This is a genomic window from Bacillus sp. WC2503 (assembly GCF_052682895.1).
The window spans coordinates 164,923-180,568 of the sequence record NZ_JBQYMD010000001.1 but is presented as its reverse complement, the minus strand read 5'-3'; the positions used below and the strand labels follow the sequence as shown (position 1 = coordinate 180,568).

At 36.2% G+C, this 15,646-nt stretch carries 16 protein-coding genes and 2 pseudogenes; 3 read left to right on the top strand and 15 right to left on the bottom strand.

The annotated features are described in order from the left end of the window. Positions 1 to 42 precede the first annotated feature (42 nt). From ACUN26_RS01015 to ACUN26_RS00980, 8 genes and pseudogenes are all read right to left on the bottom strand, one after another. Positions 43 to 437, bottom strand: a pseudogene (locus ACUN26_RS01015) (nuclear transport factor 2 family protein); the annotation flags it as partial. 164 nt (positions 438 to 601) lie between these two features. Beyond that, positions 602 to 1,006: a DoxX family protein gene (locus ACUN26_RS01010; RefSeq protein WP_001077742.1), complete on the bottom strand. Its 405-nt coding sequence runs from the start codon at positions 1,004 to 1,006 to the stop codon at positions 602 to 604. 165 nt (positions 1,007 to 1,171) lie between these two features. Then, entirely contained in the window at positions 1,172 to 2,233 is a 1,062-nt protein-coding gene (locus ACUN26_RS01005; RefSeq protein ID WP_000580649.1) for a DUF871 domain-containing protein, read from the bottom strand. Between the two features lie 48 nt (positions 2,234 to 2,281). Then, complete coding sequence (locus tag ACUN26_RS01000) at positions 2,282 to 3,646, bottom strand: PTS transporter subunit EIIC (protein ID WP_000711285.1); 1,365 nt, start codon at positions 3,644 to 3,646, stop codon at positions 2,282 to 2,284. Positions 3,647 to 3,681: 35 nt separating this feature from the next. Further along, a complete protein-coding gene (gene murQ, locus ACUN26_RS00995; RefSeq protein ID WP_000892372.1) occupies positions 3,682 to 4,566 on the bottom strand; it encodes an N-acetylmuramic acid 6-phosphate etherase in 885 nt (294 codons plus the stop codon). Positions 4,567 to 4,817: 251 nt separating this feature from the next. Beyond that, positions 4,818 to 5,681, bottom strand: a complete 864-nt coding sequence (locus ACUN26_RS00990) for a MurR/RpiR family transcriptional regulator (protein WP_000648150.1) — start codon at positions 5,679 to 5,681, stop codon at positions 4,818 to 4,820. 17 nt (positions 5,682 to 5,698) lie between these two features. Beyond that, positions 5,699 to 6,027: pseudogene (locus ACUN26_RS00985) on the bottom strand (outer surface protein). 123 nt (positions 6,028 to 6,150) lie between these two features. Beyond that, positions 6,151 to 7,278, bottom strand: a complete 1,128-nt coding sequence (locus ACUN26_RS00980) for a cation:proton antiporter (protein ID WP_000899808.1) — start codon at positions 7,276 to 7,278, stop codon at positions 6,151 to 6,153. 256 nt (positions 7,279 to 7,534) lie between these two features. Between ACUN26_RS00980 and ACUN26_RS00975 the strand changes: the two genes are divergently transcribed. Next, positions 7,535 to 8,938 carry an amino acid permease gene (locus ACUN26_RS00975; RefSeq protein ID WP_000838706.1) on the top strand — a complete coding sequence of 468 codons (1,404 nt, stop codon included), beginning with the start codon at positions 7,535 to 7,537 and terminating at the stop codon, positions 8,936 to 8,938. Positions 8,939 to 8,966: 28 nt separating this feature from the next. Here ACUN26_RS00975 and ACUN26_RS00970 read toward each other — a convergent pair whose 3' ends face one another. The 3 genes from ACUN26_RS00970 to ACUN26_RS00960 all read right to left on the bottom strand — a co-directional run bounded on the left by ACUN26_RS00970 (position 8,967) and on the right by ACUN26_RS00960 (position 11,892). Beyond that, positions 8,967 to 9,110, bottom strand: a complete 144-nt coding sequence (locus ACUN26_RS00970; RefSeq protein WP_000583224.1) for a hypothetical protein — start codon at positions 9,108 to 9,110, stop codon at positions 8,967 to 8,969. A 38-nt stretch (positions 9,111 to 9,148) separates the two neighbouring features. Further along, positions 9,149 to 9,349: a hypothetical protein gene (locus ACUN26_RS00965; protein WP_000435798.1), complete on the bottom strand. Its 201-nt coding sequence runs from the start codon at positions 9,347 to 9,349 to the stop codon at positions 9,149 to 9,151. Between the two features lie 80 nt (positions 9,350 to 9,429). Further along, positions 9,430 to 11,892, bottom strand: coding sequence for a LamG-like jellyroll fold domain-containing protein (locus ACUN26_RS00960; protein WP_000373852.1), 2,463 nt, complete (start codon positions 11,890 to 11,892; stop codon positions 9,430 to 9,432). A gap of 353 nt (positions 11,893 to 12,245) precedes the next feature. Between ACUN26_RS00960 and ACUN26_RS00955 the strand changes: the two genes are divergently transcribed. Continuing rightward, positions 12,246 to 12,671: an S-Ena type endospore appendage gene (locus ACUN26_RS00955; RefSeq protein ID WP_000791321.1), complete on the top strand. Its 426-nt coding sequence runs from the start codon at positions 12,246 to 12,248 to the stop codon at positions 12,669 to 12,671. Positions 12,672 to 12,728: 57 nt separating this feature from the next. Here ACUN26_RS00955 and ACUN26_RS00950 read toward each other — a convergent pair whose 3' ends face one another. The 4 genes from ACUN26_RS00950 to ACUN26_RS00935 all read right to left on the bottom strand — a co-directional run bounded on the left by ACUN26_RS00950 (position 12,729) and on the right by ACUN26_RS00935 (position 14,471). Beyond that, on the bottom strand, positions 12,729 to 13,073 hold the full coding sequence (locus ACUN26_RS00950; protein WP_000525817.1) for a DUF3992 domain-containing protein: 345 nt from the start codon (positions 13,071 to 13,073) through the stop codon (positions 12,729 to 12,731). 20 nt (positions 13,074 to 13,093) lie between these two features. Then, complete coding sequence (locus tag ACUN26_RS00945; RefSeq protein ID WP_001277536.1) at positions 13,094 to 13,462, bottom strand: DUF3992 domain-containing protein; 369 nt, start codon at positions 13,460 to 13,462, stop codon at positions 13,094 to 13,096. A gap of 110 nt (positions 13,463 to 13,572) precedes the next feature. Next, a complete protein-coding gene (locus ACUN26_RS00940; RefSeq protein WP_000435005.1) occupies positions 13,573 to 14,178 on the bottom strand; it encodes a DedA family protein in 606 nt (201 codons plus the stop codon). 11 nt (positions 14,179 to 14,189) lie between these two features. Then, complete coding sequence (locus tag ACUN26_RS00935) at positions 14,190 to 14,471, bottom strand: YkvA family protein (protein WP_000733839.1); 282 nt, start codon at positions 14,469 to 14,471, stop codon at positions 14,190 to 14,192. Positions 14,472 to 14,823: 352 nt separating this feature from the next. Between ACUN26_RS00935 and ku the strand changes: the two genes are divergently transcribed. Continuing rightward, positions 14,824 to 15,636 (top strand): non-homologous end joining protein Ku, encoded by an 813-nt coding sequence (gene ku, locus ACUN26_RS00930; RefSeq protein WP_000557761.1) that lies wholly within the window; start codon positions 14,824 to 14,826, stop codon positions 15,634 to 15,636. The last annotated feature ends 10 nt before the right edge of the window (positions 15,637 to 15,646 follow it).

The window sequence follows — 15,646 nt, the reverse complement described above, 5'->3', positions numbered from 1 at the left end:
TCGCCTGCGCACAGCCGATTCCATTTGTTTCCTTATTATATTTTAAACCTTCATCGCTTCTCGCACAATAAAACTATCCACATATTGCTTAAATTTTATAATTTTCCCATTTTCAAGCTGCCATATATGAACAAATTCTGCTTCAAACAATTTTCCCGTTTCTTTATAAACTCCTGAATAAACACCTTCAGCAATAATTACATCTTTTCCGTTTACTTCATGATACATATTTACACTCGCTTTATAATCATCCCATTCTGATCCTAAACGACTAAATACATTTTCCATTATATCCTCTGTACCTATATACGTCCGCCGTACGGGAAACCTTTTGCCTCTGTCCATTCTATTTTTTCAGAGAGGGCTTCTGCTAAATGTTTTGCATTCGAAGAAGCTGATCCTTCATACGTACTTTGAATAATTTCTAAATTTGATTTAAGCATAGTAATTCCTCCCTCGTTTATTTATTCTTTACACAAGTTGTAACTAATGTAGTTACAACTTGTGTAAAAAAATATGCTAATTCATTTCATTCTTAACTTAGTTATTGTAACCATTATAGTTACAATAACTCTTTAAGTCAACAATTTATAAATAAAATTTACTTCGTTTTCATTACTTTCTCTTTTAAGAAACGATCTACATATCCTTCTGCTTTTACAACGAATAAATACGCACCCATTGATAATAATGCAAGATCTAATTCATATCCTGGATTCTTGCCATCTCCTAATAATCCTGCTGCTCCATTTACCTTTACGATAGCTCCAGCTAAAATAAGAGCGAATAACAATCCTACATATCGAACACCTAAACCGATAATTAATAATATACCACCAACTAATTCAACTGTCGCTATGCCATACGCAAGGCCACCTGGTAAACCGATACTTGTAAACCATCCTGCTACGTTATCTATACCTGATTGAAACTTTGCTAAACCGTGTGCAAAGAACGTAACTCCTAACACGATACGAATAATTAAATTCCCAATATATTGATTCATTTTGAACTCCCCTTTTTTGTTTTGTTATGGTGAACATTTATTCACAAGACAAAACAATACGGTATTTCGTTTCATTCGTCAAATGCTTTTTTTAAAGAAAACAAAAAACATTATCCGTTTTACGAATAATGTCTTTTATAAAATAGCGCTAATTCAAGCTTTTACTCAATCGCACAGAAAAAGTTGAAACTTTTTTCCAGCACCAATATAAGGCAATAACAGCACGTCCTCTTCCACAACCATTCCGACAACATTCACCTTCTCATCTGTAGGCAAATCATTTATAACAACTTGCATCTCCCCGGCATATCTACCGTACAATTCATTATCAATTGTGATACTGCCTTTCTTTCTTGCGATTGCATGCATCGGCTGTAAAATCACTTTATTTCCTTCCCTTGATTCTACTGAGCGAATGACATCACGTGCTGGGTCTAATCTATTTGTATGCACTTGCTCTACTACTTTTAATACTTCATTTTCATTTATAAATGACTCATATCGCAGCGGAATAATCCCTCTACTCACGCTCGCAATTTCTTGTACACTTTCTAAACTAGCACTTATATCTCCAATCAACACTTTATCGACATCACAATCTTGAACAAGTTCTAAAAACGCTTCAAGCGGGCGCATATTGCGGTGCTTTTCTAACGTTGGTAACCCTTCATATAACGGGCCACGTTTATCCTCATCTCCCGGAATAAATGCCATCGTTGTTATTCCACACGCATGTAAATATTGATTTTGCTTTTGTAAAAAGGACCTTGCTAGTCCTGTTTCTGGGCGCGGATAAAAATTATGCCACGCTTCTACATTCTCTACCCGTATATTTTCCGCAAGTAACTCTTCCCAGAAAGATTCTGTAATCGTACTCGCATTTAAAGCTACTTTCATCTTATGAGATACACGCGCAATTTCCTTCGGCGCAATGCCATAATCCATTCGTAAACCAGTAATACCAAAGCCCAATAACACTTCCACATTTTCATACGTTATTCCTAAATGATTTAACGACTTTGGAGATATATCCACCATTAATTCCATTTCATTTTCGAGAGCCTGTTTCCCTAATGTTTGAATTAACTCTTTATACGTATCTGGATCGTCTTCCGGAATATGAAGTGATGTAAAAATAGATGAAAATCCGTTTTCCTTCGCTATTTTTAGCCACTCTTTTTGTTTGTCTGCTTGCCCTTTTGAAAGATAAATTGAAACTCCTATCATATGAATCTCCCTTTCTATGAATAGAAAAAGAGAAAGGAATCCCTTTCTCTATATGTTTTCTGCCATTTCTTCTTTAAATCCGAAGAAGTACGTGAAGATAAATCCGAAAGTATATGCAATGACTAAACCTAAGAAATATAGTAAATATTTATTATCAGCAATTAACGGGATTAAAGATAATCCTGATACGCCAATTCCGAGTGAAGCCGTTTTCATAACTGCTTGGAATGCACCACCGACAGCCGCTCCTAAACAAGCAGTGATAAAAGGTTTTCCAAGTGGTAATGTAACCCCGTATAATAACGGCTCACCAATCCCTAAAAACCCAACTGGCAATCCACCTTTAATTACGTTACGAAGTCGTTTATTTTTTGTTTTTACATAAATTGCAATCGCTGCGCCCACTTGACCGGCACCAGCCATTGCGAGTACTGGTAATAAAGGTGTTACGTGCGTTTGATTAATAAATTCCATATGAATCGGTGTTAAACCGTGGTGTAATCCGACCATAACGAGTGGTAAAAACGTTCCGGCTAGCACTGCTCCAGCAAATGCCCCACCAACATTTAAAATTGCGTTAATACCGCTCGTAATACCATCAGATAAAAATCCCGCTGCTGGCTGAATCGCTAACATCGTTACTATACTTACAGCTAATACAGTAATAAGCGGTGTTACAATAATATCTACTGCATTCGGCACTGCTTTTCGTACTCTTCTCTCAACTACTACCATAAGCCACGCTGCAAAAATAACTGCAAACAATCCGCCCCGCCCAGGTACCATTGCCTCACCAAATAATTTCACATTTGCCATCGCCGGATTGAAAATTAAAATACCCGCAATCGCCCCAAGAACTGGTGTCCCGCCAAATTCTTTCGCTGTATTCCAACCGACTAAAATCCCTAAAAATGTAAAGATACCGCCGCCAATGAGTAGTAACATTTGTAGCCATGTAGCATTCGGATCAGCACCAGCGTTTTTCGCAAAGTTAGCAACTCCGTTTATAATTCCTGATGCAACAAGACCAGGTATTAACGGAATAAAAATGTTACCTATTTTTCGTAAAAAGTTCTTCACTGGTGTATTATTTTTCTTCTTCATCTCTGATTTAATCTCTTGACCAATATCTTCAAGATGATGATCTGCAACCTCACCAATTCGTAATCCTGTTAAAACTTCCATTTCAGCTGCTACTTTATTTACAGTTCCTGGACCAACAACAACTTGAAGTGTTTCATCTTCAATGACGCCCATAACGCCTTCAACCTTTTTCAAAAGATCCATATTCACTTTACTTTCATCATGAAGCGTTAACCTCAGTCTCGTCATACAATGAGCAATGCCACGAATATTTTTTATTCCCCCAAGTTGCTCTGAAATTTCTTTGGCCATTCTCTCTTCTTTCTTCATAATAGAATCCCCCTCCCTATTCTTATCGTTTCACTTTATAATGCTTTCTTCACAAAGCCTTTCGCTTCTTTTAGTTTTTCTAGTGCTTCCCCATACTCACACTGTAGTAATACCATAACGATAGCAACTTTCACATTACGATTTGCTTTTTCGTAATACTCTGCTGCTACTTCATAACTAACTCCTGTTGCTTCCACAATAATTCGTTTTGATCGTTCTACTAACTTTTCATTCGTAGATTGAACATCTACCATTAAGTTTTTATATACTTTTCCTACACCAATCATTGACGCTGTTGAAATCATATTGAGCACTAATTTTTGCGCTGTACCAGCCTTCAAACGTGTTGAGCCTGTTAATATTTCTGCACCTGTCTCCACTTCTACATTGAGTTTTGCATACTTACTTATTTCAGCATTTTTATTACAAGAAATACTCGCCGTACTTGCTCCCACACTATGTGCGTATTTCAATCCGCCAATTACGTAAGGGGTTCTACCACTTGCGGCAATACCAATCACTGTATCTTTCTCGTTTAAGCCAATACTTTTCAAATCTTCTTCTGCTAATTCTTCGCGATCTTCGGCACCTTCCACCGCCTTAGTAAACGCTTTCAATCCACCTGCTATAAATCCTTGCACCATTTTATCATCTGTTCCAAATGTTGGTGGGCATTCAACCGCATCTAAAATACCTAAACGTCCACTCGTACCAGCCCCAATATAAATTAATCGGCCCTCTTCTTCAAAAGATTTAATAACAGTCTGTACAGCCTTTTCAATGTGTTCTATTTCTTTTTCAACTGCTAACGCAACAGTTCGATCTTCTTCATTCATACTTTGTAACACTTCTTTTATACTCATCTCATCTAGATTCGTCGTTTTCTCATTACGGTGTTCTGTCGATAAATTTTCTAACATATTGCCACCCTCTTTGAAATTATATTTCACACTTTTATTATAACTTTAAGAAATTAAAAATCAATAACTCTTTCTTATTTTATGAAATAAAATTTCATAAAATGACATATTTTTGTCAAAGATAATAAAGTGAAACTTTAATCAGCCCGACCCCCACCTAACTTTCTTTGCTTCCGCTGAATTTTGAGGGAGGGGTCTTACTGCCCGGCAAATAGCGGGATAAAAAAAGATGAGTCCCCTCATCTTTTCTTCTACTTTAACTTCCGTAACCGCAAAGCTTCTTCTCGCGTCTCCATAAATTGATCCAGCACTTTATTGCCAATTCGATTAAAAGTAATCACATATAAAGCATCAATCATATTCAGTTGCGTCATTCTCGAAGCAATACTCGCAATACGATGATCTTGCTCTACATCCGGCATACAAAGGCGAATGTCCGCTTCTTTATATAAAGGTGATGATTGGTCAAGTTTCGTAATTCCGATAACAGTTGCACCTTGTCTCTTTGCATATTGCGCCATTTCAAGCACATCTTTCGTTCGCCCAGATGTTGAAATCGCCACAAATATATCGCCTTCTTTTAAATTCGTCACAAGCGGCAACATCATATGAAAATCAGATAGCATCATCGCTGTAAATCCGAGCCGTGTAAATTTATACGCCCCATCCATCGCCGGTGTCGCTGACCCACCTACGCCGTAAAATAAGATCTTATCCGCATTTACAATACGATCTGCAGCTTTCTCAAGTTCCTTCTTATCTATCGCCGTAACACTTGCCTCAATTGCGGCTTTATTCACATACGTAACTTTATTAAACAAATCGTACGGTCCATCTTCCTTATTCATTACTGAAAAATCGTTAATATTATAATCAGCAATCGTTAATTCACGAACAAGCGCTATCTTAAATGCTTTAAAGCTTCCAATACCGATTGTTTTACAAAAACGTACAACACTCGCCTCACTCGATCCCGCATTTGTAGACACTTCTTTTGTCGTTAAATTTGGAACAATCTCTGCGTTCTCCATTATGTACATGGCAACCTTCTTTTCAGCTGGTGAAAATTGATCCATATTATTTTCAATTTTAAATAGTAATGTTGAAGCTTTCACTATTTAACCTCCACTTCTTACGGTTGCGTATATTCTCTAATATCATTTGTATCATATAGATAAAAACCATCATTACCAGGTAGATGATGAACAATTACAGTTCAATCCCCTTTTTAATATGACGTTATTTCACCTTCAGATCTCTGTTTTTCCCATCCATGTATCCAAACTGCAAAGTCAGGTACAAAAGCAGTGTACTTATAGTCTTTCGGTTTTCATCTTCTACATAGGAAGAAAAAATAGAAACTGGAAAATATTTTACTTTTGATTCTTTCCATGCGGTAAATGGTATACATAGTGCAATAAGTATGATTACGCCTATAACCTTCCCCTTCGTAATCTTCACACATCCCTCTCCTCGTCCACATCATATACATAGATTTTACCATAATTACAAACCACTCATGCTACATGCCCATTGCTTTTTGAAATAAAAAAAGCTTACCTACGTTAGATAAGCTCTTTCCCTCTATACAAAATACTTCTTTAAAAGTGGCGGTGTAATAATCGTCGTCAATATAACAACAATCACAATCGCTGTGAAATTTTCTTTCGCTAATAAATTCGCCGTAAGTCCGTTTGCTGCGATAATCAGCGCTACTTCTCCGCGTGACACCATCCCTGCACCAATACTAATAGAAGATTGGAGGTTGAATCCTGTCAGTCTTGCTCCTAAACCTGATCCGATTAACTTTGTGAAAATCGCAACGAGCGTCATAATGATAATGAACCAAAGCTGACTCCCGATTCCTTGAAATGTAATTTCCATTCCGATACTTACGAAGAACACTGGTACAAATATCGCATAAGCAATCGGTTCAATTTTATGTTCCACTTCATGCTTATACTCCGTTTGAGAAATGGCAATTCCTGCTGCAAATGCTCCAATAATACCTGCAATTCCCATCATTTCACTGTAATACGAAAAAGAGAAACAAATAATAAGAGCCGCGCTAATTAAAGCTTCTGTTACACGAAGCGGCACAAGCATTTTCATAATCCAAGGAACGACTTTCCATGCGATAAAAACAATACTTACAAAGAAAACAATTTTCTTTACAATGACAAGTGTTATATTCACATCTTGCGTTCCTAAAAAGCTCATAACAAACGCTAATAAAATAACGACAATTACATCATCAAATACGGCAGCACCTAAAATCGTTGTACTTTCTCTCGTATTCATCTTCCCTAAATCTCTTAGCGTTTGCACTGTAATACTAACCGATGTTGCACAAAGTAATAATCCTAAAAAAATGGCATGAGATTGCATTAATCCAAACAACAGCCCTATCACATATCCACCGATGAAAGGAAAAATAATTCCACCAGCCGCTACTGCAAACGACGATTTCAAATTCCGATTTAACTCTTCTAAATCTGTTTCAAGTCCCGCCATAAACATAAGTAGCAAAACACCAATTTCACTAAGCTCATCAATAAGTTCTGAACTATTAATAATACCTAGCACCGCAGGACCGATAATAATACCAACAAGTAATTTACCAAGTACAGAAGGCTGACCGAGTCTAACGCTAATATCACCAGCTAATTTCGTACAAAGTAAAATGACGACAAGTTCAAAATAAAATAACATAGCATCTTCTCCTACTATATAAAATAAATCTATTTGTTAACCCGTATCCATTTCCGCACATAGTTTCCCCTATTCATCCGGATTTTATTTGTTAAAGTTTTATTTGACAAAATATTCTGAATTATAATAAAGTTAATCCAGAAACTTTAAAAAACTACATACCATAACTGTACCTCCATTTACTTACGTACTCTTTTCTAATGGGCTCATACTATATTCGCAGTTATGGAAATGAAAAACGGGGGGAGAGTCCAAAATGAAGTCATTATTACGAAAAAAAGCGCTCAGTACTGAATCACCAAAGCAACTAGATAGAACATTAACTGCACTCGATTTAACGTTTTTAGGAATCGGCGCCGTAATTGGGACAGGAATCTTTGTATTAACGGGGATTGTTGCAGCAAAACATTCTGGTCCTGGTATTATGCTATCATTTCTTATCGCTGCATTTACTTGTGCTTGTGTAGCCTTTTGTTATGCTGAATTTGCTTCTTCTATACCTGTCTCAGGAAGTGTGTATACTTACGCATATATGACAGTCGGAGAAGTCGTCGCCTTCATCGTCGGATGGTGTTTAATGCTCGAATATTTACTTGCCGTTGCAGCTGTAGCTGTTGGGTGGTCTGGTTATTTACAATCTTTACTACAAGGATTTAACATACACCTTCCCGCCATAATCGCCTCGGCCCCCGGTGTTGGAAAAGGTGGTATCATCGATTTACCAGCTGTCTGTATTTTACTTCTTATTACTGGCCTTTTAAGTTTCGGTATACGTGAAAGTGCACGCATTAATAATATTATGGTTCTTATTAAACTAGCTGTTATCATTGCCTTTATCGTTGCAGGCGCAAAATATGTAAAGCCTGAAAATTGGACACCGTTCATTCCATTCGGATACGACGGTATTATTACTGGAGCTGCCACTGTATTCTTCGCCTTTTTAGGGTTTGATGCAATCGCAACCGCTGCAGAAGAAACGAAAAAACCACAGCGTGATTTACCAATCGGCATTATCGGTTCCCTTCTTATTTGTACTGTTTTATACATGATTGTATCTTTCGTTTTAACAGGCATGGTTCCTTATACACAATTAGATGTTTCTGATCCAGTTGCATTTGCATTGCATTTCGTTGGTGAAGATACAATTGCAGGGTTACTCGCTGTTGGTGCGATGACTGGAATGACAACCGTTCTCTTAGTCGTTATGTATGGACAAGTTCGTGTTTCATATGCGATGAGCCGCGACGGTTTACTTCCAAAAGCGTTAGCACGTGTAAATAAAAAAGTGAAAATCCCTTTATTAAATACGTGGATTACTGGCGTTGTTGCCGCTTTATTAGCAGGACTTTTAGACCTACATTTACTCGCGAATTTAGTAAACATCGGTACGTTAACAGCCTTCACATTCGTTTGCTGTGCTGTACTTATTTTACGAAAAACACATCCTGACTTAAAACGCGGATTCCGTACTCCTTTCGTACCTGTACTACCAGTTGTCGCAATCCTTTGCTGTTTATATTTAATGATCAATTTGTCTAAAACGACATGGATTAGCTTTGCAGTTTGGCTTATAGTCGGCTTATGCTTCTATTTCTTCTACTCTAGAAAGCATAGTCATTTAGCTACTGAAAAAACAAATGATGAGACGAAAGAAGCATAATAAAATAGCTCGCCGATGAAACGGCGAGCTATTTTCCTGTTTTATTATGTTTTCTCGTTAACGATTGTAAAATGATGAATATGCCGATGTAAGCTGTAAGCGATGCCCAATTCCCTATTGGTGTAGCGTATTTAAAAACTCCAATACTTACAAGCAATAAGAAAATAATCACCTAATATATAAGCTTCCACTTTTGCATAGCTTCCCTCTTTACTTCGTCTCCTTCTTTTTCTTCCATGCATTTACACTATCAAAGAAGAAATTAATAAATAACGTGCCTAAACCCGCTAATAAGAAAGTCATTAAAAATAGAATCCATATACTTTTATCTTTTAATAAATAATATCCTACAAGGAGCACAACCGCGATCCATACATATTCAAGAATTCTTTTTAGCTTTTTCTGTTCCAAATTATTCGCTCCCTCTTTCTATACTACTTTTAGTATAACAAAAAAGAAGCCTATCATGATAAGCTTCTTTTTCTTCTCTCTTATTTGTTCATGCTTTTTTCAACGAGTGAAATCGCATGCTCTATCGTACGATTCATCGTTTCTACCTGTTCGTCTTTCACTTTCGCATCTTTTAATACAGCTTCTGCAACTGTAATTTTTTGTTGTAATGATTTCACTGAACCGTCCGTTACATTCGCAGCTTGCGCTTTCTGTACTACAACTTTTGCAGATTCAATATTGATTTTTAATTTTTCTTTCGGTGTTTTTGGTTGCTCTTCTGCTACTTTAGATTGTACAAAGGTTACATTAGCTGTTTTTAATTCGTTATACGTTTGAATAATTTGTTCCCCAGTACTTCCGATATTTTCAAACGCTTGCTTTGCAGTGTTATAGCTTTTCTCTAGTTCTTGAAATGCTTCCTTTGAGTATTGACCTGGCTTATCACCAAATTCATATGTACCAGCTAACACTGCTTTTACTTTTCCTAGCTCTTCATATAACGCGTTTACTTGCTCTAACTTCGTACGATTAAAAAACTCATTGTACGCTGCTAATACTTCTGAAGAACTTAATGCTTTACTATATAATTTTGCTAGCGCAATTTGACCATTTAACGAAATGCCACCATTTCCATTGCTATCTGGATCAGCTCCAAATGCAAACGGTACGTTCGGATGATACACTTTTCCTTGAGCTGGTTGGCTATTTATTTTTTTACCATCTACATAAATTGCTATTTCACTTCCGTTATACGTTCCTGTTAAATGATATGTTTTGTTCGCTTCTAACTGAACGCCAACACGTTTATAACTACCACCAATATGAGCCCACAATTCAACATTTCCACTTCCTGTAGACTCAAAACCAATTCCACCACTCTCTGTATTTTGCAAAATACCTTGTCCACGAATTTCATTCATTGAAAATACAGTTTCTAACGTAAATGCATTTGCTACTTTTTCTTTTTGGGCTGCTGAAAACGGCAGATACCCAAATGTATTTGCTTTCCCGTTTAACTTCATAACATTTTTTTTCAAAGCTTTATCATATTCAATAGTCACATTACCCTTCACATCACCTTTTGTAACAAATGGTGAATTGTCTTTAAATGTACCATCTGCAAAGTTCACATCGAAAACATCAGCCTTTGGCACTTTTACATTCGGATCGATATTATCTTTTTTCGTAGTAATTTCTGCCGTTAACGGCTGCACACTTTCATTGCCAAATGAATCAATTGCGACGACTTCAAGTAGGTATGTTTTCCCACCATCTAACCCTGCAAGCGTAAATGTAAGGTCTTTCGGCACTGGGTCACGGTAAAACTCTGAGAATGCTAATAACTTATTTTTAATCTCACCTGTTTGTTTATCCTTCGCTTGTACACGATAAGAATGAACAAGAAGGTTGTCCAATGCTTGCGGGAATGTTACTGTTGCTGCGTTTTCTGTTACATTTGATACAGCAAGCTTTGCATCCTTAGCGAAGTATGGCTTTTCTTTATCACGATTTTCTACATGTGTAAATGTTTCTTTCTTTGCTGGCAATTTAATTTTCCAAGGCTCACCTGTCCAAGCATTCGTATGGAAATCACGACGATTAATCGTTACCTCTTCATCATCTACTTCTACTAATAAACCTTGGCTTAACGTACTAGCTCCTGGCGGGATATTTCCTTGTACTTTACCGCCTTCAACTTCCATATAACTTACAGAAGATGTACCAACGGACGTAAAGTCTTTTTGATGAATAGATCTTGGATCATCTAACGGATAATGAGAATGACCTGAAAACGTAATGACTTGTGGGTATTCTTTTAATACTGCATTAATTTTCGTACTATCTTTCGTTCCCCACTCTTGGCTACCGTATACTGTATCTTTAATATGTTGATGTAAAAATACGAAAATCGGCTTTTCTGGATCATCCTTTTGCGCTTTTGCCATTTCTTCTTTTAACCAGTTAATTTGCTTGTCTGAATAATATCCATGAGTTGTCCCATCTTCCGGAGACATAACAAGGAAGTGATACCCTTTCACCACATTATGATAATAAATCGATTCCATTCCTGTTTTTTCTAAGAAACGCTTCTGCGCTCCATCTACAGATAAGCCGTTCCAATAATCATGATTACCGAGAGAATTCATTCGTACCGCATCTTTATTTGCATTTTCATTATACACTTGCATGAAGCGATCATATTGTTGTACCGATCCTGAATCAGTAAAATCTCCTACAATTACAAATGCATCTTGTTTTGGAGCAAGTGTATTAAACTGTTCAATCGCTCTTTTCCAGCGAAACGTATCATCCGTTCCACTGTTTTTAATATGTACATCACTTACAACTGGAAAAACTAACTTCTTCTCACTCTGCATCTTTTCTTGTTTCTTCTCTTCCGCTTTGACTGATGTACTCCATGGAAATGATACAAACGCCAATACAAAAATCATTAATAATCCAATAAGACCTTTTACTTTTCTTAAAGCAATTCTGTCCACGTGAATCCTCCTCATAATAATTGATTCATTACAAGGGCTATTTTATCTAAAGCATATTAATGTCGTTTAAATCACAAATGAATTTTATTAAATTTTTGTAAATATACAGTTAATTATAAATTAAGTCCCACATTCCTCGTACTATTGTATACAACCACCTTTTGTCTAAAAGATTCTGATCATTCTTTTCCCATGTCTATTCACATATACTCTTTTCTATAACATGAATGATACGTTAAGATGTAAGCCTATTAGACAATCTTAATTTTTAACATTTTCTTCTTTTCTTAACACATCGGCCATGCTTCTACATTTAATAGTAGTAAAAGACAACTTAAAAAGGAGGGGTTGTATTGAAGAATAAAAAAAATATTGGCTGTTTCGCTCCTTTATCTATCATTTGTCCAGACCCTTGTCCACCGCCCCCTCCTCCAAATCCAAGTTGCGAGCTAGTAACAAATGAATTTGCAGGGAATTTCCTCATAACTAATAGCACCATTCCCTCTGCCAAAGATGCATTACAATCAATGATACTATGGCAAAGTGATGGGATACTCCTTATATCAGGTACTGTCTCGGTTTACAATAGTACTAGCAGCACTGAAGCAATTACAATTCAAATCGTTGGAGCAGTAACTAATATTTTCACTGTGTTTCCTGGCAATACAATATCTTACACAGGTAAAGGTTTAATATCCGTTAGTATTATTAATATACAAAGTAATTCTTCACTATATTTAGAAGGCAAGTACTGTTGCCAATTTACATGTTGCTTATAGAATACCAATTTCATTACTTCCTCAATAAAAAAAACATACCCTTTACGGTATGCTTTTTTATGAAATCGGATAACGTACTGTAATACAAAACTCTCCTTGACTAACAGTTGTTCCTGTCGTAGTAATTCGAATTGTAGTAAAATATCGTATAGTGAAAGTACCGCTACTTTGCGGTTGAACAGTAATCGTATCAACTACTGTAGCACCTACTAAAAAATCAACAGTAATTGGATTTGCGCCTACATCATATTTCACATAACCCGAACCATACACTTCTTGCGTAATATTATTCGTATATACAATTTGAGTACCAGCACCTGTAATAGACCAGTCTGTACATACTTGATCTTGTACAAGCGTTTTATTAGAACAACAAGACAAACTGGAACTTCTCATTCCCATTTTGATCCTCTCCTATTCTGCTATGAAAGTGGATAACGTGTTGTAATACAAAACTCTCCCTGATACGTTCCAGCAGGTGTTGCCGGTAACACAACTTGTATACTATCAAAGCGGCGATACGTAAAAGCAATACTCGTTCCTGGGTTTAATGTTTGTGTATCAATTGTAGCCCCAGCAGAATCAAGTGCTTCTACAGTGATTGGGCCCGGTCCAACATCATATTTCACAAAGCCAGTACCAATTACATTTTGATTAATATTATTTGTATAGAGAACATTATCAATTGCTGTTGCAACTACAGTAGCAGACCACGGACTACACACTTTATCTTGCACATAATTTTTATCTGGACAGCAAGTTAACGCTGACCCTGAGCACTCACAAGACATAGTTGTTTCCCCTCTCTCTTTTATATTCCCTATATGTGTATGTCCTTTAGAGTCTTTTGCCTGTACTATTCATCTATTTTCAAAAATTAATCAAAACTCAATGCTAATAACTAGATAGATTCCGTTTTGTTTCGTTTTTTCATAAATTTATAGATAAAGATACTAGCCACGATAAGAAGAACGCCTCCTAATATCGGTAGCATATATTGTCCAACAATATCCGCTGCTTTTTCCCAATGCGGACCTAATTTCATTCCTACATATATATACAAAGCCGTTAACGGGAACATCGCTACAAATGTATATATGCTAAATTTCCATATGTTCATTTTCGCCATACCACATGGAACGGAAATAAGTGTTCGAACTCCTGGAACGAAGCGTCCAACAAAGGCTACAACCGGTCCGTATTTCTCAAAGAAATCATCTGCCTTTTGAATTTGTTCTTCCTTAATGAAGAAGTATTTTCCGTATTTTATTAATAGAGGACGACCACCGTAATAACCGAGTGCATATAACGTTAATGGTCCTGTCGTTCCACCAAGCGTTCCAGCTAATACAGCTAGCCAAAAATTCATATCTCCCTCGTACACCCAATATCCAACCATGGGTAAAACTACTTCTGCTGGAATAAATTCAAACGTTAATGCTAACACAACTCCAAAATAAGAAAACTGCTTTAAAAACTCGATTATATCTAAAATAATTTGCTCCATTCTTTTAACTCCTATCCAATATTTACATTATGCTTTTCTTGTAATTGCACTGGTGCCATTTTTACAATTCGATTCAAAATGAATAACACAATTCCAATATCATCTAAAATACCGATAAACGGCAGGAAGTCTGGAATTAAATCAAGCGGCATCGCCACATAACCAACTAAAAAAGCAACAGATAAAATTTTCTTCTTTATTGAAACCTCTTTTGAAGTGAAAAAGTCAAATAGGAATGGAACAAACTTGCGGACATGAAATACAACTCTTAATCTACTAATAAGTTTTTTCATTTTTTATCTCCTCTCTTTGTATACAAAAAGGCCCCTACCAAATATGGTAAGGGTCCTAAAAAAGACAATAAGGGGCCTGTACCATTGCTGGTAAAGGTCTCACTAACAACGAAACGTTGCCAATAAAGCCGAGGGTTTCTCCCTGTAATGACGACTTTACTGTAATAAGTTACTCCCCTTTATATACACAATTTTATACAATCACATTAAAATATTTTAGAGGGCTTGTCAATACATTTTATGACTCGAACTATCTAGCTTACCCTTGACTAAAAATAAAAAACGTATATGAAATTTCTTACTATCTCATAATAAACATACTTATTTTTTTAAATGAAAGGAGAAATTTCATATGCATACCGTATGGAAAGGTGCACTTTCACTTGGGCTATTAAATATAGGAATCAAACTATATAGTGCCGTAGAAGAAAACGATATAAAGTTTTTAAGTCTCCATAAAGAATGCCTAACACCTATTAAATATAAAAAGCTTGCTCCTGATTGTACGGATGAAGAAATCGATGATAAAGATATTGTAAAAGCCTATGAATATGCACCTCATAAATACATCATTATTGATGAAAAAGAATTAGCTGAGCTGCAAAAAGTTCATGAGCCACGGTCCATTCGTATTATATCTTTTGTCCAAAATAGCGAAATTGATTCTGTTCTCTATGACCGTTCTTATTTTATAGGCCCTACGCCGGGACACGAAAAGTCATATTTATTATTAAAAGAAGCTCTTGAACGTACGAATAAACTTGGTCTAATTCATATTTCTATCAGAAAAAAACAACACTTAGCTATTATCCGTAGCTTTGAAGATGGGCTTATGTTACAAACCATTCATTACCCTAATGAAATTCGCAATATAACAACTACACCTAATTTACCAAGTAACGAAGATCATCCTATTCAAAAACAAGAACTCACCGCGGCAATCAATTTAATTCATCATCTTACAAATCCTTTCGAACAAGAGCTATTTACAGACGAGTATAAAGAAGCTCTTACCGAATTAATCGAAAACAAAATTGAACAACAGGAAAAAACTGAAACAATCTCCCCAGCTCCAAACATCATCAATATTATGGAGACATTACAGGCAAGTATTGAGCAAGCAAAAATAAAAAGAGATAATAAAAAAGAACAAGAGGCCAACTGAAATCGACCTC